Raw genomic sequence first — 25,764 nt, 5'->3', positions numbered from 1 at the left:
GCCGCCGGCGCGCTCGCGGAGCCCACGTCGTAACCTGCGGCCATGACGCACGACCAGCTCTCCCCCGCCACGCTCGCCGTCACGGCCGGCCGACCGCCCCGCGTCCAGGGCGGTCCCGTGAACCCGCCGGTGGTGCTCAGCTCCACGTACGTGAACCAGGGCGTCTCCGCGCCGGGCGACCTGCTGTACACGCGGATCGACACCGAGACGTGGCACCCGTTCGAGGAGGCCCTGGCGGCGCTCGAGGGCGCGCACCACGGGGTCGTGTTCGGCTCCGGGATGGCGGCGGTCGTCGCCGCCGTCGGCGACGTGCCGAGCGGCGGCGCGGTCGTCGTGCCGCGGCACGCCTACCAGGTGTCGCTGGGCTACCTCGACGACCTCGCGGCCCGGCACGGCGTCGACGTGCGCCGGGTGGACATCGCCGACACCGACGAGGTCGTCGCGGCCCTCGACGGGGCGGACGTGCTGCTCGCCGAGTCGCCCACCAACCCCATGCTCGAGGTGGCGGACCTGCCCGCGATCCTCACGGCGGCGCGCGAGCGGGGGGTGCGCTCGGTCGTCGACAACACGTTCGCGACGCCGCTCGGGCAGCGCCCCCTCGACCTGGGTGCGGACGTCGTCGTGCACTCGGTGACCAAGTACCTGGCCGGGCACTCCGACGTCGTGCTCGGCGCCGCCGTCACGCGCGACGACGACCTCGCCGCGGGCCTGCGCGCCTACCGCACGCTGCACGGCGCGATCCCCGGCCCGATGGAGGTGTGGCTGGCGCTGCGCGGCCTGCGCACGCTGCACCTGCGGGTCGAGCGCGCGAACGCGAACGCGGCGGACCTCGCCCGGCGGCTCGCCGCGCACCCCGGCGTCGCGGAGGTGCGGCACCCGTCGCTGCCGGACGACCCGGGCCACGAGCGCGCGGCCGGGCTGATGAACGGCTTCGGGGGCATCCTCGGCCTCCGCCCGCGCGGCGGCGCCGCCGCGGCCGACGCCGTCGTGGCCGCCGTGCGCCTCTGGGTGCCGGCCACCTCGCTCGGCGGCGTGGAGTCCACCCTGGAGCGGCGCCGCCGGTTCGCCACCGAGTCGCTCACGGTGCCCGAGGACCTGCTGCGCCTGTCTGTGGGTGTCGAGGACGTCGAGGACCTCTGGGCCGACCTCGACCAGGCCCTGCGGTCCACCTTCAGCTGAGCTGCGGGCCCAGGCCGCCGGCCAGCAGCCGGGCGTGCAGGTCGGCGAGGTCCGCGGCGTGCAGGTCGAACGCGTCGTCGGCCCGCGGGGCGTCGCCCTGCGGCCGTGGCACGTACGCGGTCCGCATGCCCGCACACGCCGCCGCGCGCAGGTCCCACGCGTGCGCGGCGACCATGACCGGCTCGACGGCGCCCGGCCGCGCCGCATGGTCCGCCGCATGGCCCGTCGCCGACGCCTCGCCCGCGGACACGACCGCCGCCGCGTAGAGCGCCGGAGCGGGCTTGTAGGTGCCGGCGTCCTCGGCCGAGACCGTCCCGTGCCAGGCCAGCCCCACGCCCAGGGCCTCGAGCGTGCGCCGGCTCGCGTTCGACAGGCCCAGCACCGTGAAGTCGCGCGCCAGCAGCGCCACACCCTCGGCCGAGTCCGGCCACGGGCGCAGCCGCTCGGCGGCCGTCGCGAGCCGGTCGACCGCGACCGCGGGGAGCGCGCCCTCGCCGGCCAGCCCGGCGAGGACCTCGTGGTCCAGCTCGTGGCTCGGCGCGAACGACCGCCGGCCCGCCAGCACCGCGCCCTCCTGCTCACCGACCCGCGCGAGCCAGGTGGCCACGACCCGGGGCGCGTCCACGTCCGGCGCGGCGACCCGCACCTCGGCGACGAGGCTGCCTCCCTGGTCGACCAGCGTGCCGAGGACGTCGAACACCAGGACGGGGCGGGGCACAGGCGTCATGGCGCCACCGTACTGTCGGGCGCGGCCGGCCGCCCCCGACGTCCCGTCCTCGCGGTGCGGCCCCGGCCGGTGCTGCGTACGGTCGTGCCGACCCGCCCTGACGGCCGAGCACCGGGAGGCGCCATGACCCGCACCCGCGCGACCACGACCGCCCTCGCGTCGGCGCTCACGACGGTCCTCGTGACGACGCTCGCCGGGTGCGCCGGCGGGGGCCCGGCCGACGACGGGTCGCCAGGCACCCGCGCGTCGTCCGCCACGCCGACCGGGTCGACCGCGGGCGGACCCACCGGTGACGCCACCGGCGACACGACCGGCGCGGCCGGGGGCGTGCCCACCGCGGACATGCCGTTCGCCGCCGACGCGTCGCCGGACACGGCGGAGCCCGGTGCCGACGCCGCACTCGTCGTCACCGACGTCCGGGTCGGGGCGCACGACGGGTTCGACCGCGTCGTGTTCGACCTCGAGGGCGCGGGCACGCCCGGGTGGAGCGTCGAGTACGTGGACGCGCCCGCGGACGGTGGCAGCGGCCACGCGGTCCGGGTGGACGGCGACGCCGTGCTGCGGGTGCGCCTGTCGGGCATGGCGATGCCCGGCGAGGGCGCGGCGGAGTACGGCGGTGCGACGGTCGACGCCGAGGTCGCGGAGTCCGTGGAGGAGGTCGTCTACCGGTTCTGGTTCGAGGGGTACACGACGGCGTTCGTCGGTGTGGACGAGCCGGGCCTACCGTTCCGGGCCTACGCCCTCGCGGACCCCGCGCGCGTCGTGGTCGACGTGCGGCACGGCGGCGTGGGCTGACCCCGGTCGAGCGCAGCCGGGCTCCGCCGGCGTCAGGCGTCGACGCCCTCGGACTTCTTCGGCCGGGACAGGAGGGCGCGGGCCATCTCCTCCACCGGCAGGCCGTCGTAGAGCACCGCGACGACGCCGGCGGTGATCGGCATGTCCACGCCGTGCTTCGTGGCGAGGTCCAGCACGGAGCGGCAGGACTTGGCGCCCTCCGCCGTCGTCCCGGTGGCCTCGACGGCCTCCTCGAGCGTCCGGCCCTCGCCGATGTACTTGCCGAGCGTGTGGTTGCGCGACAGCGGGGACGAGCATGTCGCCACGAGGTCGCCCATGCCCGCCAGGCCCGAGAACGTCTCGGCGTCCGCGCCGAGTGCCAGGCCGAGCCGGGTGATCTCCACGAGGCCGCGGGTGATCACGGTGGCCGTCGTGTTGTAGCCGAAGCCGCGACCCTGCGCCATGCCCACGCACAGCGCGATGACGTTCTTGACGGCGCCGCACAGCTCGACGCCGATGACGTCCCGGTTGAGGTAGGGGCGGAAGTAGGCGTTCGAGCAGGCGTCGGCGACGAGCTGCGCCGCGGACTCGTCGGAGCACGCCACGACCGTCGCCGTGGGCTGGCGCTGCGCGATCTCGAGCGCCAGGTTCGGACCGGAGACGACGGCGACGCGCGACGACGGCACGTCGAGCGCCTCGACGATGACCTGGCTCATGCGCTCGTCGGTGCCGAGCTCCACGCCCTTCATGAGCGACACGATCACGGCGTCGGGCTCGACCAGGTGACGCAGGTCGCGCAGCGTGGTCCGGGCGACCTGGGACGGCACCGCGACCACCACGACCTGGGCGCCGGCCAGCGCCTCGGCCGCGTCCGTGGTGCCGGTCATGACGGGCAGCTCGACGCCCGGCAGGTACTTCGTGTTGGTCCGCTCGGCCGTCACCTCGCGGGCGATCCCGGCGTCGCGACCCCACAGCCGGACCTCGCACCCGGCGTCCGCCATGACCATCGCGAACGTCGTGCCCCACGAGCCCGAACCGAGCACCGCGGCACGGATCGGCACACCGCCGCGGGCCTCAGGGCCGGTCGAGGTGCCGGTCATCGGCGTGGTCGGTGTCGTCACGGGCGCTCCACGGGCGGGTAGATGGTCTGCTTGCGTTCGTACTCGGGGTGCTTGCGCAGGTCGAACCGGGCGGGCGGCGGCGTCTCGTCGCGGACCTCGCCGAGCAGCGCGGCGATCGCGTCCATCACGCGGTTCGTCGCTTCCCGCAGCACCTGGGTGTCCAGCGGGCGACCGTACAGGTCGGACAGGTCCACGGGCGGGCCGGCGACGATCGTCACGGGCTTGCGCGGGAACGGCCGCGGGATCCTGCCGTACCGGGGCAGGACCTTGTGGGCACCCCACTGGGCGACGGGCACCACCGGCAGACGGCTGGTCAGCGCCATCCGCGCCAGGCCGGTCTTGCCCTCCATCGGCCACAGGTCCGGGTCCCTGGTGAGGGTGCCCTCCGGGAGGATCGCCACGCAGGCGCCGCTGCCGAGCTGGGTGCCCGCGTCCTCGAGCGAGCGGGCCGCGGCAGACGTTCCGCGGTCCACCGGGATCATCCGCGTGGCGCGCAGCACCGAACCGACCACCGGCGCGGTGAACAGCCCTCGCTTCGCCAGGATCCGCGGCTCGAACCCCTTGTCGAAGAGGTAGTGCGCCAGCGTCAGGGCGTCGAACTCGGTGACGTGGTTGGCGGCGGCGATGAACCCGCCCTCGCGGGGCAGGTTCTCCTCGCCGCCGTCCCAGTCGTAGCGGACCATCGAGAACAGCAGCGGCCGCACGATGCGCGCGACGACGCGATAACCACGGGAGTCAGGACGGGCGATCGGCACGGGGCCAGAGCCTACCTTCCACGACTCGTCGGTCGAGCCTGCGCCGTCCTGAGCCTCTGGAGGGACCGGACCACGGAGACCCGCAGGCGCGACCTGCCGGGCGCCTCAGCCGCGCGTGACGTCCGCGCCGAGGGCGACGAGCTTGTCCTGGAACGACTCGTACCCGCGGTCGATCAGGCTGATCCCCCGGACCGTCGAGGTCCCCTTCGCCGCCAGCGCCGCGATCAGGTGCGAGAACCCGCCGCGCAGGTCCGGCACCACGATGTCGGCCGCGCTGAGCGGCGTCGGGCCCGAGATCACGGCCGAGTGGTGGAAGTTGCGCTGCCCGAACCGGCAGTCGCGACCACCCAGGCACTCCTTGTAGACCTGGATCGTCGCGCCCATCTTCCGCAGCGCGTCCGCGAACCCGAACCGGTTCTCGTAGACCGTCTCGTGCACGATCGACAGGCCCTTGGCCTGCGTGAGGGCGACCACCAGCGGCTGCTGCCAGTCCGTCATGAACCCGGGGTGCACGTCGGTCTCCAGCACGATCGAGTCCAGGTCGCCGCCCGGGTGCCAGAACCGGATCCCGTCCTCCTGCACGTCGAACCGGCCACCGACCTTCCGGAACGTGTTGAGGAAGGTCATCATCTCCGGCTGCGTGGCGCCCTTGATCGTCACGTCGCCGCCCGTGGCCAGCGCCGCGGACGCCCACGACGCCGTCTCGATCCGGTCGCCCAGCGCGGTGTGCGAGTAGCCCTCGAGGCGGTCCACGCCCTCGATCCGGATCACGCGGTCGGTGTCCACCGAGATGATCGCGCCCATCTTCTGCAGCACCGCGATCAGGTCCATGATCTCCGGCTCGATCGCCGCACCCGTGAGCTCCGTGATGCCCTCCGCGCGGACCGCGGTCAGCAGCAGCTGCTCCGTCGCACCCACCGACGGGTACGGCAGGGAGATCTTCGTGCCCTGCAGGCGGCGCGGGGCGCGCAGCTGGATGCCGTTCGGCATCTTGTCCACCACCGCGCCGAACTGCCGCAGGATGTCCAGGTGGTAGTTGATCGGCCGGTCACCGATCCGGCAGCCGCCCAGGTCCGGGATGAACGCCTCACCGAGCCGGTGCAGCAGCGGGCCACAGAACAGGATCGGGATCCGCGACGAGCCCGCGTGCGCGTCGATGTCCGCGACGTGCGCCGACTCCACGTTCGACGGGTCCAGGTCGAGGATGCCCGCGTCCGGGTCCGACTTCACCGTCACCCCGTGCAGCTCGAGCAACCCCGTGACCACACCCACGTCACGGATCTGCGGCACGTTCCGCAGCACGCTCGCCGACTCCCCCAGCAGGGACGCCACCATCGCCTTGGAGACGAAGTTCTTGGCCCCTCGCACCGTGATGGTGCCCTCGAGAGGGGTCCCGCCGTTGACGTGCAGCAGATCGTTCATGTCGTCGTGTTCGTCCCGTCGTTACGGATGCAGTGGTCCTGGGATGTCACCGTTGGTGTCGTCCCAGCGCGCCGTCGATCCTGCCTCGCCCAGCACGGTGGTGCCAACACGCGCCACCGCGGGCTTATTCACGTTCACCACACCTTCACGCCCCGGGCACCGGCACGCACGAGCGGCCGATTCACATGATGAGACGTCTGTTCATGATGCGATACGTCGGTCGTACGGTCGTCGACCATGAGCACTTCCGTCACGTCCGGCGCCACCAGCACGCCGACGCCGGCCGCCAACTCGCGCGGCCGCGTCATCGTCGCGTCGCTGATCGGCACCTCGATCGAGTTCTACGACTTCTACGCGTATGCGACCGCGGCGTCGCTCGTGTTCCCCGCGCTGTTCTTCCCGAACCAGGACGGGACGACGGCGCTGCTCGCGTCGTTCGCGGCGTTCGGGGTGGCGTTCGTCGCCCGCCCCGTCGGGTCGGTGCTGTTCGGCCACTTCGGCGACCGCGTCGGCCGCAAGGCGACCCTGGTCGCGTCGCTGCTCACCATGGGCGTCGCCACCGTGGTGATCGGCCTCATCCCCGCCGCCACGACCCCGGGGTGGGCCGTGCTCGCGCCGCTCGTCCTGGTGCTGTGCCGGTTCTGCCAGGGCCTCGGCCTCGGCGGCGAGTGGGGCGGCGCCGCCCTGCTGGCCACCGAGAACGCCCCGCCCGGCAAGCGCGCGATCTGGGGCACGTTCCCGCAGCTGGGCGCGCCGATCGGCTTCATCCTCGCCAACCTCGTGTTCATCGGCCTGTCCCAGACCCTGACGGAGGCGCAGTTCACCTCGTGGGGCTGGCGCGTGCCGTTCCTCGCCAGCGCCGTCCTCGTCATCGTCGGCCTGTGGGTGCGCCTCAAGCTCATCGAGACCCCGGCCTTCACCAAGGTCGTCGAGGCCGAGGCCGTGGCGAAGGTGCCCGTGGCCGAGGTGTTCCGCACCTCGTGGCGCAAGATCGTCTCGGGCACGTTCATCATGCTCGCCACCTACGGGCTGTTCTACCTGATGACCACGTTCACGCTGAACTACGGCATCGCCGCCACCGAGACCACCGACGGCTCCCCCGCCGGGCTCGGCTACGAGAAGATCGACTTCCTGTGGATGCTCATCGTGGGGTGCGTCTTCTTCGGCCTCTTCACCCTCGCGTCGGGCCCGCTCGCCGAGCGGTACGGCCGGCGCCCCCTGCTGCTCGTCGTGACCGGCGGCATCGCGGTCTTCGGCCTGCTGTTCGTGCCGCTGTTCGCCGCCGGGACGGTGGGCGTGATGTCGCTGCTCATCCTGGGCTTCACCCTCATGGGGCTCACCTTCGGGCCGATGGCCGCGCTCCTGCCCGAGCTCTTCCCCGCCAACGTCCGTTACACGGGCGCCTCCATCTCCTACAACGTCGCGTCGATCCTCGGCGCCGCCGTGGCGCCGTTCATCGCGGTGTGGCTGTGGGAGGCCGCGGACTCGCCCGTGCTGGTCGGCGTGTACCTCGCGGCCATGGCCGCGATCACGTTCGTCGCCCTGTGGCTCCAGAAGGAGACCCGGGACGTCGACTTCAGCGGGGACATCAAGGCCTGACCCCTCGGGTCACCGGTCGAGCCTGTCGGAACCACCCGGTCCCGACAGGCTCGACCTGCGTCCGGCGCGACCCCCGCGCGTCGAGGGCAGGCTCCGCCGACCTCCGGTCAGGCCCGGCCGGCGTCCTCGTGCTCGCGGTGCTGCACGGGCGACATCGCCGCGGCGCAGACGACGCCGATCACCAGGACCACGCCGACGAGCAGGAGCGTCTGGGAAGCCGCGTCGGCGAAGCCCGCGAAGAACGCCTGCTGGGCGGCGACCCCTACCTGCTCGGCGACCGACGCGGGCACCGAGTCCGGCAGCTGCACGGAGCCGACCGCCGTCGTGCCGAGGCTGCCGCTCGCCTGCGAGATGCCGTCGACGAACGCCTGCCGGTACTGCTCGGGCAGCGCGGCGGCGGCGTCCTGCGCGGCCGCCGGGACGGTCACCGTGAGCCGGGCAGACAGCAGGGCCACGACGACCGCCGACCCGATGACACCGCCCACCTGGCGGTTGGTGTTGAACGCGCCCGCGCCGGCGCCGGCCGTGCGCGCGTCGAGCCCCGACGTCGCGAGGTTGGAGAGCGGCGAGAAGGTGAGGCCGGTGCCGACGCCGAACAGCGCCATCGGCCACAGCAGGGCGTAGGGCGACAGGTCGGGGTCGATGACGGCGGCGAGCCACAGCACCGCGCCGGCGATCGCGGCGAACCCGGCCGCGACCACCCACTTGGCGGGCACGCGGTCCGAGAGCCGGCCCGCGAACGGCGCGACCACTCCGGACACGAGGGAGCCCGGCATCATCACGAGCGCCGCGTTGATGGGCGTGAGGCCGAGGATGGACTGCAGGTAGATCGTCAGCGGGAAGAAGATCCCGATCATCGCGAACGTGACGACCATGCCGTCCACGTTGGCGAGCGAGAAGTTGCGCGAGCGGAACAGCCGGAGCGGCAGCAGGGCGCGCGGCCCCTGCCGGTGCTGCCACCACACGAAGACGGCGAGGACGACGACGCCGAGCGCCACGATCGACCAGACCGAGAACGGCCCCCAGATGTGGCCCCAGTCGAAGTTCTCGCCCTCCTGCAGGCCGAACACCACGGCCGCGAGACCCACCACGGACAGGACCACGCCCAGCGGGTCCATCGTCGTGCCGTGCGACGGCAGGTGCGGCAGCCGCGCGAAGGCGAACCACAGCGCCGCGACGCCCACCGGGATGTTGACGTAGAAGATCCACTCCCAGCCGATCGTCTCCACGAAGACACCGCCGAGCAGCGGGCCGACGAGCGTCGCGACGCCGGCCGTCGCGCCCCAGAGCCCCATCGCGGCCCCGCGCTGGGTGGCCGGGAACACGCGGGTGATCATCGACATCGTCTGCGGCGTCATCATCGCCGCGCCGACGCCCTGCAGCACGCGGAAGCCGATGAGCCAGCCGATCTCGGGCTCCGAGCCGATGTTGCCGGAGAAGCCGCACAGGAACGAGAACGTCGTGAACACGATCAGCCCGGCGATGAACACCGACTTCTGCCCGTAGCGGTCGCCGAGCCGGCCGGCCAGCAGCATCAGCACCGCGTACGAGAGCAGGTAGGCGCTGTTGACCCAGCCCACCTCGATGAGGGAGGCGCCGAACTGGTCGGTGAGGGTCGGGATGGCGATGTTCACGATCGTGGTGTCGACCATGATCATGAAGAAGCCGAGGATGAGCGGCGGCAGCACGCTCCATGCCGACCTGCCCTGCAGGTCGACGAGCGGGGTCACCGGGGCGCGCCCGGACGTCGTGGACATGCGACGAGAGTGGCACGGGCCACCGACGGCCGCGCGCCCTGGGACACCGGGCCGGGCGGGCCGCCTCAGCCGCCGGGGCGGTCCAGCGCGGCCCGCAGCGCGGCGGCGATCTCACCGGCCGCAGCGAGCTGGTCGTCGGTCAGCGCGTCGACGAACAGGTGCCGGACGGTGCGCAGGTGCGCGACCGACGCGCGCCGGAACGTCGCCGCCCCGTCGTCGGTGAGCGCGACGCCGGCCGACCGGCTTCCCTGCCGGGCGACCAGGCCGCGTCGCTCCATGCGGCCCACCTGGTGCGACAGTCGGCTGCGCTCCCAGCCGACGGCGTCGGCGAGCGCCGAGGAGCGCAGGCAGTGGCCGTCGGCGTCGTGCAGCGCGAGCAGCACCGCGTAGTCGGACGAGGACAGCGACGACTCCGCCTGCAGGCGCGACGAGAGCCGCGAGCGCAGCGCGTCGGTCGTCTCGACGAACTCCCGCCACGTGCGCAGCTGGTCGCCGGTCGGCGAGCGCCGCGCGCCGGACCGCTCCTGCGTCACGCAGCCCACCACCCTCCGGGAATTGACACGTCAACTCCGACGTTACCCCGGCGTCCGCACAGATGACACGTCAACTCGCGACGGCCGGACCCGGCCCGCGGCACGGGAGGATTCATGACCACGCTCCAGCTCGGGCTCGACACGTTCGGCGACCGTCCCGTCGGCGCCGACGGCGAGCTCGTCTCGCACGCCGCCGCGATCCGCCAGGTCGTCGAGGAGGCGGTCCTGGCCGACCAGGTCGGCGTCGACGTCGTCGCCCTCGGCGAGCACCACCGGCCGGAGTATGCGGTCTCGACGCCGGAGACCGTGCTGGCCGCCATCGCCTCCCGCACCGAGCGGATCCGCCTCGCCTCGGGCGTCACCGTCCTGTCCTCCGACGACCCCGTCCGCGTCTTCCAGCGGTTCGCCACCCTCGACGCCCTGTCCGACGGTCGCGCCGAGGTCATCCTCGGACGCGGCTCGTTCACCGAGTCGTTCCCGCTGTTCGGCTACGACCTGGCCGACTACGACCTGCTCTTCGAGGAGAAGATCCACCTCTTCTCGGAGCTGCTCACCGAGAAGCCCGTCACATGGTCCGGCACCACCCGGCCGGCGCTGCGGGACGCCGACGTCTTCCCCAAGACGGAGTCCGGCCACCTGGCCACGTGGGTCGGGGTGGGCGGCTCGCCGCAGTCCGTGGTCCGCGCGGCCCACTACGGCCTGCCGCTCATGCTCGCGATCATCGGCGGCGAGCCCGCGCGGTTCGCGCCGTACGTCGACCTGTACCGGCGCGCGACCGCCCAGCTCGGCACGACGGCGCACCCCGTGGGCATGCACTCCCCCGGGTTCGTCGCCGACACCGACGACGAGGCCGTCGAGATCTTCTGGCCCCACTACCGTCGCCAGCGCGACCGCATCGGCGCGCTGCGCGGATGGCCGCCCCTGCGGCGCGAGGAGTTCGACGCCGAGGTGGCGCACGGCTCGCTGTACGTCGGCTCGCCCGAGACCGTGTCCCGACGCATCGCCGCCGCCGTCACCGAGCTCGGCGTCGGCCGCTTCGACATGATCTACACCACCGGCGCGCAGCCCGCGGAGGCCCGGCTGCGCAACGTCGAGCTCTACGGCACCCGCGTGATCCCGCGGGTCCGGGAGCTGGTCGCGGAACGCGCCACGTCCGGCGAGGCAGTCGTCGGCGCCGCCGCGGGCGGCGACGCCGTATGACCGCGCCGGCGCCTCTCGACGGAGCGGCCACGGTCGGCATCCTCGGTGCCGGGAAGGTCGGGACCGTCCTGGCGCGGCTCGCCGTCGCCGCCGGGTACCGCGTGCTCGTCGCGGGATCCGGCGACCCGGAGAAGATCGCGCTCACGGTCGACGTGCTCGCCCCCGGCGCCCACGCCGTCACCGCCCAGGAAGCCGCGGCGAAGGCCGACGTCGTCGTCCTCGCGCTCCCGCTCGGCCGGTACCGGACCGTTCCCGCGGACGCGCTCGCCGGGAAGCTGGTCGTCGACGCCATGAACTACTGGTGGGAGGTCGACGGGCACCGGACGGACCTGAGCGACCCGGCCACCTCGACGAGCGAGCTCGTGCAGGGGTTCCTCCCGGCGTCCCGCGTCGTCAAGGCGTTCAACCACATGGGGTACCACGACCTCGACGCCGGGGCCCGGCCCGCCGGGGCGCCCGGACGCCGGGCGATCGCCGTCGCCGGGGACGACGCCGACGACGTGCGGCTGGCCGCCGACCTCGTCGACCGGCTCGGCTTCGACCCGGTCGTCGCCGGCCCGCTGTCCGCCGGGGCGCGCCTGCAGCCCGGCACCCCGGCGTTCGGGGCGAACCTTCCCCACGCGGAGCTCCGCGCGATCGTCGCCCTCGCCAGCTGAGCGGCGCCGTCGGCGTACCGGCCAGGACGGCTCCGCGCGGGGCGCCTATGCTGGCGGGCAGGGCGGCGCGTCCCGCCCGACCCCCGGACCGACGCTCGCGCCGCCGGGACCGCGCGAGCGGTGGGGGCAGAGGGGACCTCGAGTGCTCGACGCGGTCAGGACACCGTGTTCACCGGTGCCTGCCGGCGGGCGCGAGCCGCGGGTGGCGCACCGAGCGAGCACGCAGGAGTCCTCATGACCACGCAGGAGTCGTTCAAGAAGCGCGTCCGCGCGCGCATGGTCGCCACCGGTGAGAGGTACGGCGCCGCGCGCCGCACCCTGCTCGCCCAGGCGTCGCCGTCCGACGCCCCCGCCGCCCGGGCGTGGGCCTCGGAGCCCGACCTCTCCGACGACACGATCCGCGCGAGCACCGGCCGCGCCTGGGACGAGTGGGTCGCCCTCGTCGACGCCGGGCCGGGCCGCGACGCCGGGCACACCGCCATCGCCGCCTGGGTGGGCGAGCACCCCGGCGTCTCGGGCTGGTGGGCGCAGTCCGTCACCGTCGGGTACGAGCGCATCACCGGCCTGCGCGTGCCCGGACAGCGGCCGGACGGCACGTTCTCGGTGAGCCGGTCGCGGCTGCTGGACCTCGACCCTGCCGAGCTGCGCGCGCTGCTCGACGACGACGGCGACCGCGCCGACCTCGTGCCCGGCCTGGTGCTCGCCCCGCGGTCGCGGGCCGGCGTCAAGAGCCCGCGGTTCAGGGTGTCCGACGCCGACGGCGAGCACGGCGTCGTGATGTTCTCGCTGGACCCGGCCGGCTCGCGGCTGCGGCTGACCGTGACGCACGAACGGCTCGGGTCCGCGACCGGGGCCGAGCAGTGGAGGGAGTTCTGGTCCGAGTGGCTGGCGGCGCTCGCCGACGCCTGACGTCGCCGGACGACGCCGGGGGCGTACTACCCGAGCTCGGGCCGCACGCCCTCGGCGATCAGCCGCCGGCGCTCGACGTACTCCGGCAGGATCGTCACGTCGTCGTCCGCGAACCACTCGAAGGGCGCGGTCGACGCGACGAGCGCGAAGTTCGCCCACGGCTCGAACGAGCCCGAGCGCACCACGACCTTGGCGCGCGGCGCCCAGTGCTCGATGAGGTGCTGGTGCGTGGTGCCGTGGAAGGTGGCGCCCGACCCGGTGAACAGGTCCTGCACGTCGCCGTACAGGCGCGGGTGGCGCGACCTCACCTCGGTGGCCAGGTGCACCTCCTCGACGAAGACCTCCTCCAGCAGCACCCGCAGGATCGTCCGCACGTCGAGGTGCCCGCGCGTGAGCGCGAGGTCGACGCGGTGGGCGTCCTGCGGGATGGGGAAACCCGCGTCGGTCACCAGCACGACGTCGGTGTGCCCCAGGGTCGCCAGCGCTCCGGCCAGCCCGGGGTGCAGGATCCGTCCGCTCCTCATGCGCTCTCCTCCGTCTCGATCGTCCCGGCCTGCACACCGGACCCCCCGAGGAACGCCTCGACGTCCTCCCGGGTCCGGTAGGACGGCACGGTCTCCCAGCCTTCGCAGCACAACGCCGCGACGGCGTTCGCGAACCCGGCCGCCGCGGCCAGGTCCTGCCCTTCCCCGAGCGCGACGGCGAGCGCCGCGTTGAAGCTGTCGCCCGCGCCGTTGGAGTCCACGACGTCGACCGCCACCGGCGGCACCGCCGTCGAGCCGGCATCGTCCACGACGACCGCGCCCGCGCCGCCGCACGTGACGACCACGGCGCGCGGCCCGAGGGCGCGCAGCCGCCGCGCGAGCTCGGCGACCGGGGTCGGGTCGCTGGGCGGCAGGCCCAGCGCGACCCGGGCCTCGTGCTCGTTCGGCGTCAGCACGTCCACCGCCGACAGGTCCACGCCGCGCAGGTCGACGGCCGGCGCCGGGTTGAGCACCGTCGCCACCCCGGCGGACCGCGCGACCGCCAGCCCGTGCAGCGCGGACCCCAGCGGGATCTCGAGCTGCGCGAGGACGACGTCCGCGGCGCGCAGCACGTCGGCCGACGCGTCCAGGACCTCCGGCGAGAGCCGGTCGTTGGCGCCCTTGTCGACGACGATGAGATTGCGTCCCGCGGTGTCCTTGACGATGAACCCGACGCCTGTCGGCGCCGTCGGGTCGACCGTCACCCGGGTGCCGTCCACCCCCTCGGCGGCCAGCAGCGCGCGGAACTCCGCACCGTGCGCGTCGTCACCCACCGCCCCGACGTACGTCACCTCGGCGCCGAGCCGCGCGGCCTGCACGGCCATGTCGGAGCCCTTGCCCCCGAACGTCTCGCGGTACTCCTGCCCGAGCAGGGTCTCCCCCGGCCCGGGCAGCCGGTCGACCGTCATCACGAGAGCCTTCGCGTAGCTCCCCACCACCGTGAGCCTCATCGCTCTCCTCCGTGTCGCGCGCTGTCGCGCCTGGATCAGTAGGCGTCCGGGTCGCCGACGAGACCGTCGACGATGGCAGGTCCGGAGCTGGTGCCCACCAGCTCGGCGCCGGCCTCGAACAGGCTCTGCATCTTCGCCAGCGAGTTGACCTTGCCGGAGACCTTCACCCGGCAGGGCGGCTCGATGTTCGCGGCGAGCAGGCGCACGTCGTGCTCGGTCGCCGCGAGGCCGCCCTTGCCCCAGCCCGAGGACTGCTTCACCCAGTCGACGCCGGCCTCGTACGCGATCCGGGTCGCGCGCACCTTCAGGTCGTCGGTGGGCAGGAAGCCGAACTCGAGCATCACCTTCACGACGACGCCCTCCGCGTGCGCGAGCCGGACGACGTCCTCGACGTCCCGGGCATAGAGGTCCTCGTCGCCGCCGAGCAGCAGGCCCGGGTGCGGCGGGAAGTCGAACTCGTCCACCCCGGCCGCGACGAGGGCCCGCAACGCAGCGAGGCGCATCTCGGGGGTGTCGTTGGCCATGGGGAAGTTGAGCGTGGAGGCGACCTTGACGCCGGTGCCGGCGAGCGCATCCTTGGCGAGGGGCACCCAGTAGGGCGCGATCATCGCGGCGTCGAAGCCGTAGGCGGCGCACGTCTCGACGTGCTTCACCACGCCGTCGCGGGTGAGGTCGGGGTTGACGTTCGTGTACTGGATCGCCCGGGCGACCTGCCGCGGGTCGGTGAAGTCGAGAGTCATGCGGGTCTCCTTGCTGGTGACGGGGAGGTCGGTCGTCGTGCCCACGGGTCAACCCTTGACCGCGCCCGCGGACAGGCCGCTCATCACGTGTCGCTGCATGAGGACGAAGATGAGCAGGATCGGCACCACCGCCAGCAGCAGGGTGGGGAACACGATCTCGTAGTTGGTGGTGTACGAGGACACGGCCGCGTACACGCCGGTGGTGATGGTCCGGAACGACGACCCGGGCCCGAGGATGAGCTGCGGGCTCACGAAGTCGTTCCACGCGCTCAGCGCGTTGAGGATGAACGCCGTCGCGACGATCGGCTTCATGAGCGGGAACACGATGCGCCACAGCACCCGCTGCTGGCTCGCGCCGTCGATCGCGGCCGCCTCGTCGAGCGAGCGCGGCAGCATGCGGATGTACCCGGTGAAGATGAACAGGGTGAACGGGATCATCGTCGAGGACATGAAGAGCACGAGGCCGGGCAGCGTCCCCATCAGGTGCAGCGCCTTGAGCACGAAGATCGCGGGCACCAGGATGATCTGCGCCGGGATGAACATGCCCGCCACGAAGAACAGCAGCAGGACCCGGAACAGCACCGTGGGGGTGCGGGCGATCACGTAGGCCGTCGGGACGGACGCCCCGATCGCGACGACGTTGCACGCCACCACGAGGAGCAGCGTCACCGCATAGCCCGAGACGACCGGGAAGTTCGGGTTGGTCCAGGCGTCCTGCAGGTACTGGGTCGACGCCGTGGCCGGGTCGAGCCCCAGCGGGGACAGCAGGATCTCCTGCTGCGGCTTGAACGCGTTGACGACGACGATGTACAGCGGCACCAGCATGGCCACCGACAGCAGCGCGATCGCCACGTTCCGTGCGGTCGCGCGCGACCGCACGGTCCGACTGCCCGACCGGTTCATGACAGCGCCTCTGCTCCCTCTTCGGCGCGCTTGCGCAGCGCGATGATCGTGAACGACAGGATCCCGGCGACGACGATGAGCAGCACCGCCTGGGCGCACGCCAGGCCGACCTTGTTGTTGGCGAAGGACACGGCGAGGATCTCGTAGGCCCAGGTCTGCGTCGCGTCCCCGGGGCCGCCGTTCGTCAGGCCGAGGACGACCTCGTAGACCTTGAGCAGCGACAGCACCGACGTCACGATCGTCACCGTCACGGTGGGCGCGAGCGCCGGCCACGTGACGTGCTGGAACACCTGCGCCTTCCCGGCGCCGTCGAGCGTCGCCGCCTCCTGCAGGTCCGCCGGCACCGCCTGCAGGCCCGCCAGGTACAGCACGAGCTGGACGCCGAGCTGGGCCCACACGATCACGGCGATCATGGTCGCGAGCGCCCAGCCCGGGTCCGACAGGAACGGCAGGGCCGACCGGCCCGACCCGGTGAGCAGGTTGTTCACGGCGCCCTGCGGGCCGAGGATCGCCTGCCACAGGAACCCGACGATGAGGGCGGACAGCACGTGCGGGTAGAACATCACGGCCCGCGCGAACGCGGTGAACGGCGTGGTCCTGCGCAGCAGGAGCGCCAGGCCGAGCGCGATCACGTTGACGCCGAACGCCCCCACGACCGCGATGATCCCGGTCACCCACAGCGACGAGTGCATGTCGCCGGTCGGGTCCGTGAAGATCCTCGTGTAGTTCTCCAGCCCCACCCACTGCGGCGTCTGGCTCGGGATGCCGTTGTACTCGGTGAACGAGTAGTAGACGGCGTATCCGACCGGCACCACCATCAGCCCGACGTAGATCAGGGCCGCCGGGACCGTCATCAGGCCCCGGCCGCGGGCGCCTCGTCTCCCCAGCATGCGTGCCGTCCTCGATCGAGCCATCTCAGCCCGCTGCCTCCGCGTCGTACCAGGCCGTGAGTTGGCCCGCGGCGTCGGCCGGGGCCGTCCCCTGCCACAGCCCCTGCGCGACCTCGGTGAACTTCTCGTTGAACCCGGCGACCGGCAGGGCGAAGTCGCCCACCGTCTGGTTGCCGGGCACGACGAGCGACGGCGCGGCGTCGAGGAGCTCCTGGACCTGCCCCGCGTACGGGTTCGCGCTGGTGTCCAGTCCCTCGCGGTTGAAGTTGTCCATCGCGGCCTGGGCGGCGATCGCGTCCTCGTCGGTGACGAGGTACTCGACGAGCTGCGTGGCGGCGTCCTTGGCCTGTGTGCCGTTCCAGACCATGTACGGGAACGCCATCGTGGCGCCCATCGGGCCCGGGTGGTCCGCGGCGTCGTCGACCGGCGGCGCGAAGATCCCGACCTCGAAGTCGGGCGGCGACGCGGCGAGCGTCGTGGTGAACCACGACCCCATCGGGTAGATGCCGACGTCGCCGGCGATGAAGTTCGCCTCCTGGGTGCCGCTGTCGGTCGCCACGTCGTCGGCCGTCGTGTAGCCCGCGTCGATCCAGTCGGCGACGTGCTCGAACACCGGCTGGAACTGGTCGCCGAGCGTCGAGGTCCCACCGGCCACGGCCTGCTGCCAGCCGGGCGTCGTGACGTTCTGCTGCGGGTGCCAGATCTCCTGCACCTGGACGCCCGTGGCCCACTCGGAGGCGAAGCCGATCGGCTTCTTCACGCCCTCGTCCTCGAGGGCCTGCAGGGCGGCGTCCATCTCCTCCCACGTGGTGGGCGGCTCGGCGACGCCGGCCTGCTCGAAGAGCTCCTTGTTGTAGTACAGGAGCGACTGCGCCTGCATGCCCACGCCCACCACGTTGATCGTGCCGTCCGTGGAGTACAGGTCGGCCATCGGCGTGTCCTGCGCCCAGTCCTGGTCCGAGAGGTCGAGGATCTCGGGCGCCGTGTCCTCGGTGGGGAAGATCGACTGGATGACGTCGGGCGCCGTGCCGGCCGCCAGCAGCGTCGGGAACGTCTCCGCGACCGACTGGCCGCTCGGGCCCTCGACCTTGACGTCGACCCCGGTCTCCTCCTCGAAGGGGGCCACCAGCTCGTCCCACTTCGCCTGGGTGAGGTTGTCGGTGATGTTCACGAGCATCCGCACCTGGTCGCCGCCGCCCGATGCGCCGCCGTCGTCGGAGCTGCAGGCCGTGAGGGCGAGGACGGGTACGAGCCCGAGCGCGGAGGCGCCGATCGCCCCGCGCCGAAACCTTGCTGACATCGTTGTCTCCCTGGGTGGGTGCGTCGTCCTCGAAGACGAGGACCACTTGTCATACATGCTACATGTGAGAGGTGGCGGGCCACCAGTCCCTATCCGAGCCGCCCTCGGAACGGGACGGGCCCGACCACGGTCACGTCCGAGGGCCGGTCCGCGGCGTCGACCCGGAAGATCCCCTCGTCCGCGACGAAGAACGCCGGCGCCCCCGGGTACTCCAGCTCCGCCGGCAGCGGCTCCTTGTCCGTCCAGGCGAAGAACGACCGGGCGAACGTGTCCCGGTCCTTGCGGCCGTAGATGCTGAGGTCCCCGGCCGTGTACGGGCTGAGGATGCACCAGTGCACGCCGTCCTCGGCCCAGAACGCCCGGTCGGACAGGATGACGGCCTGGCGGTCGCGGTCGGCGAACACGTCGTCCCAGAACGACGCGTCGACGTCGCCCCGGAGCAGCGCGTGCCGGACCAGGAACATCAGGTCGTGCGCGTGCCAGGCGGTGCTGGGCGCGACGTCGGCCTCGTGGTGCCAGCCCGTCGCCGACACGAACGGGCCGGCGGGCGACTGGTACTCGGCGTAGGTCCGCAGGCACGCGTCGCGGAACGCCGCCAGCTCCGGCACGTCGACCTCGGCGAGCACCTCCTCGATCCCGTAGAGGGTCAGCCCCATCCCGGCGACGAGCATCGGGGTGGTCGAGAGCAGGTGCGTGGCGCCCTGCACGTACCAGTAGCGGTGGAACCGCGTGCACCCCGCGTCGTCGACCCACGCCGAGCGCGCGACGTGCCGGCAGATCGCGACGGCCTCCTCGAGGAGGTCCGGGCGCCCGAACCGCCGGGCGCCGAGCGCGAGGGGCACCACCATGAGCCCGTAGTACTCGGCGGGCTCGAGGATGCCGCCGCCCGCACGGTCGGTCGGCTGGCGGAACGTGCCCACGGACTCGTCGTCGGGCACGCCGCGCACGTGGCCGAGCCGCACCAGCGCGTCGAGGTCGTCCTCGAGCTCGTCGGCGAAGACGTCGTCACCGCTCAGCTCCGTGTACCGCAGCTTCGCCCAGACCCGCGCGTACTCCTGGTTCACCGTGCCGTCGGGGGTGGGCCGGCCGCCGCCGTAGACGCGGCACGCGTCGAGGTTGCGCCGCACGGACACCAGCACCTGGGCGCGGTCGTCGTCGGTCAGGAGGTGGCCGGCGTGCCGCAGCCCCTCCACCAGGCCGAGGCAGCCCACCATGTTGTGGATGAGGCCGGACGTGGCCGACTCCCCCACCTGGAACCCGATGTGCCGGAACTGCCCGTCGTCCTGAACGGTCCCCGCCTGGAAGAGCATCATCCGGCGCCACAGGTCGAGGCCGCGGTCGTCGGGGTGCTGTGCGAGGGCCTCGCCGAACGCCGCGGTGGCCGGCGCCGAGAACGCCTGGTGGCCGCTGGTGAAGTCCACGAACGTCGCCGGGTTGGTGCCCCACACGCTGTGGTTGTGGAAGCCCCGGATCTGCCCCTCGTCGCCCACCCACGTGCGCATCCATCGCGCCAGCGCCGCGACGTCGGGTCCTGCCTGTCCTGCCGCCATCCGTCCTCCTGCCTCGTTGCTGCAGGTGGCATCCTCGCGCACCGTGCTCGACGTGCTCACGACGCCACCAGCTCCTCCGGGTGCTCGAACTCCAGCCCGCGCGCGAACCGCTCGGCCTCCGCCACGACCGACGCGCCGATCCGGCGCAGCTCCGTGCCCGTGGATCCGGCGAGGTGCGGGGTGAGCACCACGTTCGGCAGGCTCCACAGGTCGCTGTCCGGGGCCGGCGGCTCGGGGTCGGTGACGTCGAGCACCGCATCGATCCGGCCGGTGCGCAGCTCGGCGAGCAGCGCCGCACCGTCGACGACGCCGCCGCGCGCGGTGTTGATCAGCGTGGCGCCGTCCGGCAACAGGCCGAGGACCCGCGCGTCGACCTGCCCCGCCGTCTCGGGGGTGAGCGGCTGGTGCAGCGACAGGACGTCGCTGCGCGCCGCGACCTCGTCGAGCTCTGCCGCCCGGGCTCCGGGCAGACCCGGCACCGGCCCCGGCTCGAGCTCGGGGCTGTGCACCAGCACGTCGAGGTCGAAGGGGCGCAGCAGCTCGGCGACGCGGCGCCCCACCTGCGAGGCCCCGACGATGCCGACGGTACGGCGGTAGTTGCCTGCGCCCGTCAGCAGCCGCTCGGCGTCCGGCGCCGCGCGGCGCTCGCGATAGGCGCGCTCGGCCGAGTGCGCCTTCTTGTTCGCGAGCAGGATCATGGCCAGCGTGTACTCGGCGACCGGGACGGCGTTGGCAGCCCGGGCGTTCGACGCCGTCACCCCGCGCGCCGCGAGCCTCGCCGGGTCGGCGAGGCACGTGCGCGCGACCCCGCCCGCGTAGGCGACGGCGCGCAGCCGCGGCACCAGCTCCGTCGCCAGGGGCGGGGCGCCCCACCCGGCCACCAGCAGCTCGGCGTCGGCCAGCCGGCGACGCGCGCCCGGCGAGGCCACCTCGGTGACCACCTCCGGGTCGAGGTCGACGGCGGCGCCGAGCCGGGCGAGCCCCTCGGGCCCGAAGATCCGCTCGACGAGGGTGGGCGGGTCGAAGGCCAGGACCGCGCGGGGGCGCACGGGGCCGCTCCGCCGCAGGCTCGCGATCACGGCTGCTCGCCCGCCCGGCGGCGTGCGAGGCGCAGCCCGGCGTCGACGGGCCGCACGTGCGGGCCCGACGGCACCGCCCAGGTGCCCGACTCACGGTTGGCGGCGATGAGCCCTTCGTCGACCTCGATGCCGAGGCCGGGCGCGTCGCCCAGGACGATCCCGCCGTCCTGGATCTCCTGGTCCACGCGCAGCCCGACGGGCCACGACAGGTCCTGCACCTCGGTGACGAGGTGGTTCGGGACGGCGGCCGACGCGTGCGCGACGGGGTTGGCGTTGTAGCCCACGGGGCTCACCGGCAGGTCCCGCCCGAGCGCCAGCACCGCGACCCGCAGGAAGTGCGTGATGCCCCAGACGCTGCCCGCCTGCACGACGCCCACGGCGTCCCGGTCCAGCAGCGGCCCGTACTGCTCGAGCCCGGTGAGGTTCTCCCCCGTGGCGACCGCGGCGCGCAGCTCGGAGGCGACGGCCCGGTGCCCCGCCACGTCCCACCGGCGCACCGGCTCCTCGATCCACATGATGTCGACCTGGTCCTCCACGCGACGCGCGAAGCGGACGGCCTGGTGGCGCCCCCAGGCCTCGTTGACGTCGTACATGAGGTCGGGATGGTCGGTGTTCTCACGCAGGACGTCACGGACGATCGCGAGCCGCTTGACGTCGCGGTCGACGTCGAGGCCGCCCTTGACCTTGGCGCCGGTGAAGCCGCGCTCCGCCCAGGGCTCATAGAGCTCGACCAGCGCGTCGTCGGGCAGCGCGAACTCGAGCCCGGACGCGTAGGCCGGCACGAAGCGGTCGGCCGCACCGAGCGTGCGCCACAGCGGCTCGTCGGCGAGCTTGGCCTTGAGGTCCCACAGCGCCATGTCGAAGGCGCCGATCGTGCCGAACGTGCTGCCCGCGTGCCCGGACTTGAAGACGAAGGCGAGCATCCGGTCGTAGAGCGCGGTCACCGCGCGCGGGTCCTGGCCTTCCAGGGCCCCGAAGACCAGGTCGAGGTCGCCGCTCGCCCCGAGGCCGACGCCGGTGACGCCCGCGTCCGTCTCGAGGAGCACGACCGGCACCTCGGTCACCCCGTCCGCGACGACGCCGTTGACGTCGCCCACCGGACGCCCCCATCGGTGGACGGTGGTGAGGGTCCGGTATCCCGTGATGCGCATCCGCTGCTCCTACTCCGCGCTCGCCGCCGTCGGCGCGCGTCTCGAGGCCGGGTCGTGGGAGGTGCAGCGGCTGGAGTGCCCGCGCCTCGCCGAGTCTGACGGCTAGGTCATAACTTATGATACGAGTGATGAGTGCGCAAGCCTCCGCTACGCTCAGGGTGGCCGTCAGCGCAGGCCGCGACGCAGAACGGAGCCCGGACGACATGACAACGACGCCCTCGACCGCCGGAGCGGTACCCCGCCCGCAGCGACACCGCCCGCCGCTCGCCGCCGCGGTGGTGAAGAGCCTCGTCACGGCGATCGTCGTCGGCGACTACCCCCCGGGCAGCGCCCTCCCCCCGGCGGGCGCGCTCTGCGAGCAGTACGAGGTCAGCCGCACCGTGATCCGCGAGGCCACCACGGCCCTGGTGGAGAAGGGTCTGGTCGCGTCCCGGCAGGGATGGGGCACCATCGTGCTCGACCAGGACCAGTGGAGCCTGCTCGACCCGCTGGTCCTCGACGCCCTCTTCCAGCGCGAGGACCGGCTCGTCTACCTGGACAATCTCATCGAGATCCGGACCACCCTGGAGTGCGCGATGGCGCGGCGGGCGGCAGGCCTGCTCGACGCCGAGCAGCGCACCGCGCTCACGGCGAAGCTCGACGAGCTCGCGGACCTCGTCGACGACCCGACCGGCTACGCCCGTGTCGACGTCGAGTTCCACGAGCTGATCCACCGCGCGTCGCGCGACGCGTTCGGCCGCGCGATCGTGTCCAGCGTGCAGGGCAAGGCGCTGCACACGCCGCAGTACAGCGGCACCCCGAGCGTCGAGGACGTCCGCTCGACGCACGAGGGGCACACGCGGATCCTCGAGGCGCTCGTGGCCGGCGACGCGGCCGGCGCCGAGGCCGCGATGCGCGACCACATCACGTCGTCGTGGGCACGACGCCGGCCCCAGGAGGCGCCCGGCGCGTAGCCCGCGCCGCCGAACCCGCGCGCCCGGTGCTCCGGGCGACTCAGCAGCCGCCACGGAGCACCGGGCTTCTTCTCGGACTGTTGACTTGTACGACATGTGATGTACTACGTTACGTTCCATCGCAGCACGACGTCCCCGGCACCCCGCCGCGCGGGCGGAGCAGGCCGGGCGACGCTGCCCGGCCCCGGCGCACGACGCATGCGGCAGCACCCCAGCGACACCCCGTAGTTCCGGTACCGAAGGCGACGACGCCCGGCCGAGTGGGCAGGCGTCCGACCTTTCGTGATCCCAGCGACGAGAGGCATGGATGCGATGAGCACGTTCACCCGACGAGACCTCTTGAGGTCGACCGGCGCCGTGGCGGCCGGCGCCGTCGTGCTGGCGGGAGGAGCCCGCCCCGGCACCGCCCGGGCCGACACCCCCGCGCCGGCCGGCCACGATCCCGAGACCAACCCGCTGCGGCTCTGGTACCCGCGGCCCGCATCCCAGTGGCTGGAGGCGCTCGCCGTCGGCAACGGCCGGCTCGGCGCGATGGTCTTCGGCGGGGTCGCGGCCGAGACGCTCATGCTCAACGAGGACACGGTCTGGGCGGGCGGCCCGCACGACTACGCCGACCCGGGCGGCGCCGAGTCCCTGCCCGAGATCCGGCGGCTGCTGGCCGAGGAGCGCTGGGCCGAGGCCCAGCGGCTCGCCGACGAACGCTTCATGGGTCGGCCCACGGAGCAGATGCAGTACCAGCCCGTCGGCGACCTGCGCCTCGCCTTCCCGGGACTGACCGACGACGTCGCGGAGTACCGCCGGTCGCTCGACCTCACCACGGCGGTGACCACCACGACGTTCGTCGCGGACGGCGTGCGCCACACGCGGGAGGTGTTCGTCAGCCACGCCGACCAGGCGATCGTCGTGCGACTGAGCGCGGACGCGCCCGGGGCGGTCTCGGTCGACGCCACGTTCGCCTCGCTCCAGGAGACGACCACGCTGGCGCACGACGGCCGGACGCTCGCCCTCGAAGGCCGCTCCGGCGCCGCCGAGGGGCTCGAGGGCGAGGTGCGGTTCGTCGCCCTGGCGCGGGCCGTCGCCGACGGCGGGTCCGTGGTGTGCGACGAGTCGTCGCTGCGCGTGCGGGGCGCCGACGCCGTGACGCTGCTCGTGACGGTGGGCACGAGCCACCGCAGCTATCTCGACGTAGGCGGCGACCCCCTCGAGCAGGCCGGTCCGCCGCTCGAGCGTGCGACGGTCAGCGGGTTCGGCGTGCTGCGCCGGTCGCACGTGCGCGACCACCGGGAGCTTTTCGGCCGGGTGGACCTCGACCTCGGCACGTCGTCGGCGGTCGACCTGCCGACCGACGAGCGGGTGGCGGCGTTCCGCGCCGGCGGCGACCCGCAGCTGGCCGCCCTGTACTACCAGTTCGGCCGGTACCTGCTGATCTCGAGCTCGCGGTCCCCGGGGCAGCCGGCCAACCTGCAGGGACTCTGGAACGCGGAGATGCTGCCCGCCTGGCAGTCGAAGTACACGCTGAACATCAACTGCGAGATGAACTACTGGCCCGCCGGCCCGTCGAACCTCGCCGAGTGCTGGCGCCCGCTGTTCGCGATGATCGAGGAGCTCGCGGAGTCCGGGGCGCGGACAGCGCAGAAGATGTGGGGGGCCCGGGGCTGGGTGGCGCACCACAACACCGACCTCTGGCGCGGGACCGCCCCGGTCGACCACGCCTTCTACGGGGTGTGGCCCACCGGCGGCGCGTGGCTCTCGCTGCTCTTCTGGGAGCACTACGAGTACACCGGCGACCTCGACACCCTGCGCGAGTACTTCCCGGTGCTGCGCGGCGCCGTGGAGTTCTTCCTCGACACGCTCGTCGTCGACGACGCGACCGGCTACCTGGTCACGAGCCCGTCGCACTCCCCCGAGCTCAAGCACCACGAGGACGACGACGAGGGCGTGAGCCTCTGCGCCGGGCCGACGATGGACTGCCAGATCCTGCGCGACCTGTTCACCGCGTTCGACCAGGCGTCGAGGGAGCTGGGCCTCGACCGCGAGACGGCCGTGGCGGCCCTCGCCGCGCGCGACAAGCTGCCCCCGAACCAGATCGGCTACCTCGGCCAGCTCCAGGAGTGGCTGATCGACTGGGAGGACGCGGCCACCGAGACCAGCCGCCACGTCTCCCACCTGTGGGGCGTTTTCCCGAGCGACCAGATCACGCCCCGCCGGACGCCGGAGCTCGCGGCCGCGGCCGACCGCTCGCTCGAGCTGCGCGGCCCGGCCGTGACGGCCGGATGGTCGTTGGCCTGGAAGATGAACATCCGCGCCCGGCTCCTGCAGCGCGACGGCGCCTACACGCACCTCACGCAGCTGCTCTCCCCCGGCCGGACGGCGCCCAACCTGTTCGACCTGCACCCGCCGTTCCAGATCGACGGCAACTTCGGCGGCACGTCGGCGATCAACGAGATGCTGCTGCAGTCCCACTCCGGCGAGGTCTGGCTGCTGCCGTGCCTCCCCGAGGCGTGGCCCGAGGGGCGCGTGCGCGGCCTGCGGACCCGCGGCGGCTTCGAGATCACGATGACGTGGTCCGGCGGCCGGCTGGACCACGCGCGTGTGCGCTCGCTGCTCGGCCGCGCCGTCCGTCTGCGCACCGACGGTCCCGTGCGCGTCGTCGGGCCGGACGGCCCCGTCCCCGTGGAGCGCCCGGAGAACGGGCTCGCCGTGTTCGAGACGCGCCGCGGCGCCACGTACGTCGTGCAGCCGGCCGGCTGACGGCTATCTGACCTGACCGGCACCACCACACCGAGAGAGGACACCGATGTCCAGACGATGGATCAGGACGAGCGTCGCGGCGGTCGTCGCGGCCAGCGCGGTCGCGGCCGTCGGGGTCGGGGCCACGGCCTTCGACCCGTACGCGGCGAGCACCCAGAGCGCGGGGAAGTGCCCCCAGTTCTACGTCTCGCCCGACGGCGACGACGACCGCGGCAACGGCTCCCAGAAGAAGCCCTGGGCCAGCCTCGACAAGGCCCGCGACCACATCCAGGACCTCGGCCTCAACCACGAGCGCAAGATGCGGTGCGACATCGTGGTCAACCTCGCCGAGGGCGACTACC

23 protein-coding genes and 1 pseudogene are annotated in these 25,764 nt (G+C 73.2%); 9 read left to right on the top strand and 15 right to left on the bottom strand.

All coding sequences use genetic code 11. The features are described 5' to 3' along the window. Positions 1–42 precede the first annotated feature (42 nt). Positions 43–1,179, top strand: coding sequence for a trans-sulfuration enzyme family protein (locus B5Y66_RS11845; RefSeq protein WP_079574707.1), 1,137 nt, complete (start codon positions 43–45; stop codon positions 1,177–1,179). Here the strand turns inward: B5Y66_RS11845 and B5Y66_RS11840 are convergent. Continuing rightward, positions 1,172–1,906 (bottom strand): HAD-IA family hydrolase, encoded by a 735-nt coding sequence (locus B5Y66_RS11840; protein WP_079574706.1) that lies wholly within the window; start codon positions 1,904–1,906, stop codon positions 1,172–1,174. The genes B5Y66_RS11845 and B5Y66_RS11840 overlap by 8 nt on opposite strands. Positions 1,907–2,029: 123 nt before the next feature. Between B5Y66_RS11840 and B5Y66_RS11835 the strand changes: the two genes are divergently transcribed. Then, positions 2,030–2,701 carry an AMIN-like domain-containing (lipo)protein gene (locus B5Y66_RS11835; RefSeq protein WP_079574705.1) on the top strand — a complete coding sequence of 224 codons (672 nt, stop codon included), beginning with the start codon at positions 2,030–2,032 and terminating at the stop codon, positions 2,699–2,701. A gap of 32 nt (positions 2,702–2,733) precedes the next feature. Here B5Y66_RS11835 and B5Y66_RS11830 read toward each other — a convergent pair whose 3' ends face one another. The 3 genes from B5Y66_RS11830 to murA form a co-directional block, all read right to left on the bottom strand. Next, positions 2,734–3,780 (bottom strand): NAD(P)H-dependent glycerol-3-phosphate dehydrogenase, encoded by a 1,047-nt coding sequence (locus tag B5Y66_RS11830; protein ID WP_079574704.1) that lies wholly within the window; start codon positions 3,778–3,780, stop codon positions 2,734–2,736. A 17-nt stretch (positions 3,781–3,797) separates the two neighbouring features. Continuing rightward, positions 3,798–4,556 carry a lysophospholipid acyltransferase family protein gene (locus B5Y66_RS11825; protein WP_079574703.1) on the bottom strand — a complete coding sequence of 253 codons (759 nt, stop codon included), beginning with the start codon at positions 4,554–4,556 and terminating at the stop codon, positions 3,798–3,800. A 105-nt stretch (positions 4,557–4,661) separates the two neighbouring features. Continuing rightward, on the bottom strand, positions 4,662–5,978 hold the full coding sequence (murA, locus tag B5Y66_RS11820) for a UDP-N-acetylglucosamine 1-carboxyvinyltransferase (RefSeq protein WP_079574702.1): 1,317 nt from the start codon (positions 5,976–5,978) through the stop codon (positions 4,662–4,664). Positions 5,979–6,215: 237 nt separating this feature from the next. On the opposite strand from murA, the gene B5Y66_RS11815 reads away from it, so the two are divergent. Continuing rightward, entirely contained in the window at positions 6,216–7,577 is a 1,362-nt protein-coding gene (locus tag B5Y66_RS11815; protein ID WP_079574701.1) for an MFS transporter, read from the top strand. Positions 7,578–7,684: 107 nt separating this feature from the next. Here the strand turns inward: B5Y66_RS11815 and B5Y66_RS11810 are convergent, their stop codons facing one another. Both B5Y66_RS11810 and B5Y66_RS11805 read right to left on the bottom strand, forming a co-directional pair. Then, positions 7,685–9,334, bottom strand: coding sequence for a DHA2 family efflux MFS transporter permease subunit (locus B5Y66_RS11810; protein WP_079574700.1), 1,650 nt, complete (start codon positions 9,332–9,334; stop codon positions 7,685–7,687). A 65-nt stretch (positions 9,335–9,399) separates the two neighbouring features. Then, positions 9,400–9,867, bottom strand: a complete 468-nt coding sequence (locus B5Y66_RS11805) for a MarR family winged helix-turn-helix transcriptional regulator (RefSeq protein WP_079575005.1) — start codon at positions 9,865–9,867, stop codon at positions 9,400–9,402. Between the two features lie 114 nt (positions 9,868–9,981). Between B5Y66_RS11805 and B5Y66_RS11800 the strand changes: the two genes are divergently transcribed. The 3 genes from B5Y66_RS11800 (at position 9,982) to B5Y66_RS11790 (ending at position 12,632) form a co-directional block, all read left to right on the top strand. Next, on the top strand, positions 9,982–11,067 hold the full coding sequence (locus B5Y66_RS11800) for an LLM class flavin-dependent oxidoreductase (RefSeq protein ID WP_079574699.1): 1,086 nt from the start codon (positions 9,982–9,984) through the stop codon (positions 11,065–11,067). Next, positions 11,064–11,723 carry an NADPH-dependent F420 reductase gene (locus B5Y66_RS11795; protein WP_245807072.1) on the top strand — a complete coding sequence of 220 codons (660 nt, stop codon included), beginning with the start codon at positions 11,064–11,066 and terminating at the stop codon, positions 11,721–11,723. The genes B5Y66_RS11800 and B5Y66_RS11795 overlap by 4 nt, the downstream gene beginning before the upstream one ends. Positions 11,724–11,957: 234 nt before the next feature. After that, positions 11,958–12,632, top strand: a complete 675-nt coding sequence (locus B5Y66_RS11790) for a hypothetical protein (protein ID WP_079574698.1) — start codon at positions 11,958–11,960, stop codon at positions 12,630–12,632. Positions 12,633–12,658: 26 nt separating this feature from the next. Here the strand turns inward: B5Y66_RS11790 and rbsD are convergent, their stop codons facing one another. The 9 genes from rbsD to B5Y66_RS11745 all read right to left on the bottom strand — a co-directional run bounded on the left by rbsD (position 12,659) and on the right by B5Y66_RS11745 (position 21,719). Further along, a complete protein-coding gene (gene rbsD, locus B5Y66_RS11785) occupies positions 12,659–13,156 on the bottom strand; it encodes a D-ribose pyranase (RefSeq protein WP_079574697.1) in 498 nt (165 codons plus the stop codon). Further along, on the bottom strand, positions 13,153–14,106 hold the full coding sequence (locus B5Y66_RS11780) for a ribokinase (RefSeq protein ID WP_079574696.1): 954 nt from the start codon (positions 14,104–14,106) through the stop codon (positions 13,153–13,155). The genes rbsD and B5Y66_RS11780 overlap by 4 nt, the downstream gene beginning before the upstream one ends. Positions 14,107–14,141: 35 nt before the next feature. Beyond that, complete coding sequence (gene deoC, locus B5Y66_RS11775; RefSeq protein ID WP_245807071.1) at positions 14,142–14,891, bottom strand: deoxyribose-phosphate aldolase; 750 nt, start codon at positions 14,889–14,891, stop codon at positions 14,142–14,144. Positions 14,892–14,894: 3 nt separating this feature from the next. Beyond that, complete coding sequence (locus B5Y66_RS11770) at positions 14,895–15,698, bottom strand: carbohydrate ABC transporter permease (RefSeq protein WP_245807070.1); 804 nt, start codon at positions 15,696–15,698, stop codon at positions 14,895–14,897. Positions 15,699–15,745: 47 nt separating this feature from the next. Then, a complete protein-coding gene (locus B5Y66_RS11765) occupies positions 15,746–16,639 on the bottom strand; it encodes a carbohydrate ABC transporter permease (protein WP_139820859.1) in 894 nt (297 codons plus the stop codon). A 25-nt stretch (positions 16,640–16,664) separates the two neighbouring features. Beyond that, positions 16,665–17,939, bottom strand: a complete 1,275-nt coding sequence (locus tag B5Y66_RS11760; RefSeq protein WP_079574693.1) for an ABC transporter substrate-binding protein — start codon at positions 17,937–17,939, stop codon at positions 16,665–16,667. An 89-nt stretch (positions 17,940–18,028) separates the two neighbouring features. Next, positions 18,029–19,549, bottom strand: a complete 1,521-nt coding sequence (locus tag B5Y66_RS11755; RefSeq protein WP_245807069.1) for a hypothetical protein — start codon at positions 19,547–19,549, stop codon at positions 18,029–18,031. Further along, the gene (locus B5Y66_RS11750) at positions 19,546–20,538 is read right to left on the bottom strand and encodes a hydroxyacid dehydrogenase (protein ID WP_139820858.1); all 993 of its coding nucleotides are present in this window, start codon (positions 20,536–20,538) and stop codon (positions 19,546–19,548) included. The genes B5Y66_RS11755 and B5Y66_RS11750 overlap by 4 nt, the downstream gene beginning before the upstream one ends. A 26-nt stretch (positions 20,539–20,564) precedes the next feature. Beyond that, entirely contained in the window at positions 20,565–21,719 is a 1,155-nt protein-coding gene (locus B5Y66_RS11745) for a mandelate racemase/muconate lactonizing enzyme family protein (RefSeq protein WP_079574691.1), read from the bottom strand. Positions 21,720–21,922: 203 nt separating this feature from the next. Here B5Y66_RS11745 and B5Y66_RS11740 point away from each other — a divergent pair, with 203 nt between their 5' ends. The 3 genes and pseudogenes from B5Y66_RS11740 to B5Y66_RS22720 form a co-directional block, all read left to right on the top strand. Beyond that, complete coding sequence (locus B5Y66_RS11740; protein ID WP_079574690.1) at positions 21,923–22,672, top strand: FadR/GntR family transcriptional regulator; 750 nt, start codon at positions 21,923–21,925, stop codon at positions 22,670–22,672. 312 nt (positions 22,673–22,984) lie between these two features. Further along, complete coding sequence (locus B5Y66_RS11735; protein WP_079575002.1) at positions 22,985–25,423, top strand: glycoside hydrolase family 95 protein; 2,439 nt, start codon at positions 22,985–22,987, stop codon at positions 25,421–25,423. Positions 25,424–25,469: 46 nt separating this feature from the next. Then, positions 25,470–25,764 (top strand): annotated as a pseudogene (locus B5Y66_RS22720) (hypothetical protein); the annotation flags it as partial.

Source organism: Krasilnikoviella flava (assembly GCF_900167525.1).
Lineage (GTDB): Bacteria > Actinomycetota > Actinomycetes > Actinomycetales > Cellulomonadaceae > Isoptericola > Isoptericola flavus.
The sequence above is the reverse complement of the archived record's forward strand: the minus strand, read 5'-3'. Positions and strand labels throughout refer to the sequence as shown.

What these genes read in the sequence shown, in the direction of transcription:
- B5Y66_RS11845 (WP_079574707.1), top strand. Translation starts at nt 43, where the DNA reads ATGACGCACGACCAGCTCTCCCCCGCCACGCTCGCCGTCACGGCCGGC.
- B5Y66_RS11840 (WP_079574706.1), bottom strand. Translation starts at nt 1,906, where the DNA reads ATGACGCCTGTGCCCCGCCCCGTCCTGGTGTTCGACGTCCTCGGCACG.
- B5Y66_RS11835 (WP_079574705.1), top strand. Translation starts at nt 2,030, where the DNA reads ATGACCCGCACCCGCGCGACCACGACCGCCCTCGCGTCGGCGCTCACG.
- B5Y66_RS11830 (WP_079574704.1), bottom strand. Translation starts at nt 3,780, where the DNA reads ATGACCGGCACCTCGACCGGCCCTGAGGCCCGCGGCGGTGTGCCGATC.
- murA (WP_079574702.1), bottom strand. Translation starts at nt 5,978, where the DNA reads ATGAACGATCTGCTGCACGTCAACGGCGGGACCCCTCTCGAGGGCACC.
- B5Y66_RS11815 (WP_079574701.1), top strand. Translation starts at nt 6,216, where the DNA reads ATGAGCACTTCCGTCACGTCCGGCGCCACCAGCACGCCGACGCCGGCC.
- B5Y66_RS11810 (WP_079574700.1), bottom strand. Translation starts at nt 9,334, where the DNA reads ATGTCCACGACGTCCGGGCGCGCCCCGGTGACCCCGCTCGTCGACCTG.
- B5Y66_RS11800 (WP_079574699.1), top strand. Translation starts at nt 9,982, where the DNA reads ATGACCACGCTCCAGCTCGGGCTCGACACGTTCGGCGACCGTCCCGTC.
- B5Y66_RS11795 (WP_245807072.1), top strand. Translation starts at nt 11,064, where the DNA reads ATGACCGCGCCGGCGCCTCTCGACGGAGCGGCCACGGTCGGCATCCTC.
- B5Y66_RS11790 (WP_079574698.1), top strand. Translation starts at nt 11,958, where the DNA reads ATGACCACGCAGGAGTCGTTCAAGAAGCGCGTCCGCGCGCGCATGGTC.
- rbsD (WP_079574697.1), bottom strand. Translation starts at nt 13,156, where the DNA reads ATGAGGAGCGGACGGATCCTGCACCCCGGGCTGGCCGGAGCGCTGGCG.
- B5Y66_RS11780 (WP_079574696.1), bottom strand. Translation starts at nt 14,106, where the DNA reads ATGAGGCTCACGGTGGTGGGGAGCTACGCGAAGGCTCTCGTGATGACG.
- B5Y66_RS11765 (WP_139820859.1), bottom strand. Translation starts at nt 16,639, where the DNA reads ATGCTGGGGAGACGAGGCGCCCGCGGCCGGGGCCTGATGACGGTCCCG.
- B5Y66_RS11760 (WP_079574693.1), bottom strand. Translation starts at nt 17,939, where the DNA reads ATGTCAGCAAGGTTTCGGCGCGGGGCGATCGGCGCCTCCGCGCTCGGG.
- B5Y66_RS11745 (WP_079574691.1), bottom strand. Translation starts at nt 21,719, where the DNA reads ATGCGCATCACGGGATACCGGACCCTCACCACCGTCCACCGATGGGGG.
- B5Y66_RS11740 (WP_079574690.1), top strand. Translation starts at nt 21,923, where the DNA reads ATGACAACGACGCCCTCGACCGCCGGAGCGGTACCCCGCCCGCAGCGA.
- B5Y66_RS11735 (WP_079575002.1), top strand. Translation starts at nt 22,985, where the DNA reads ATGAGCACGTTCACCCGACGAGACCTCTTGAGGTCGACCGGCGCCGTG.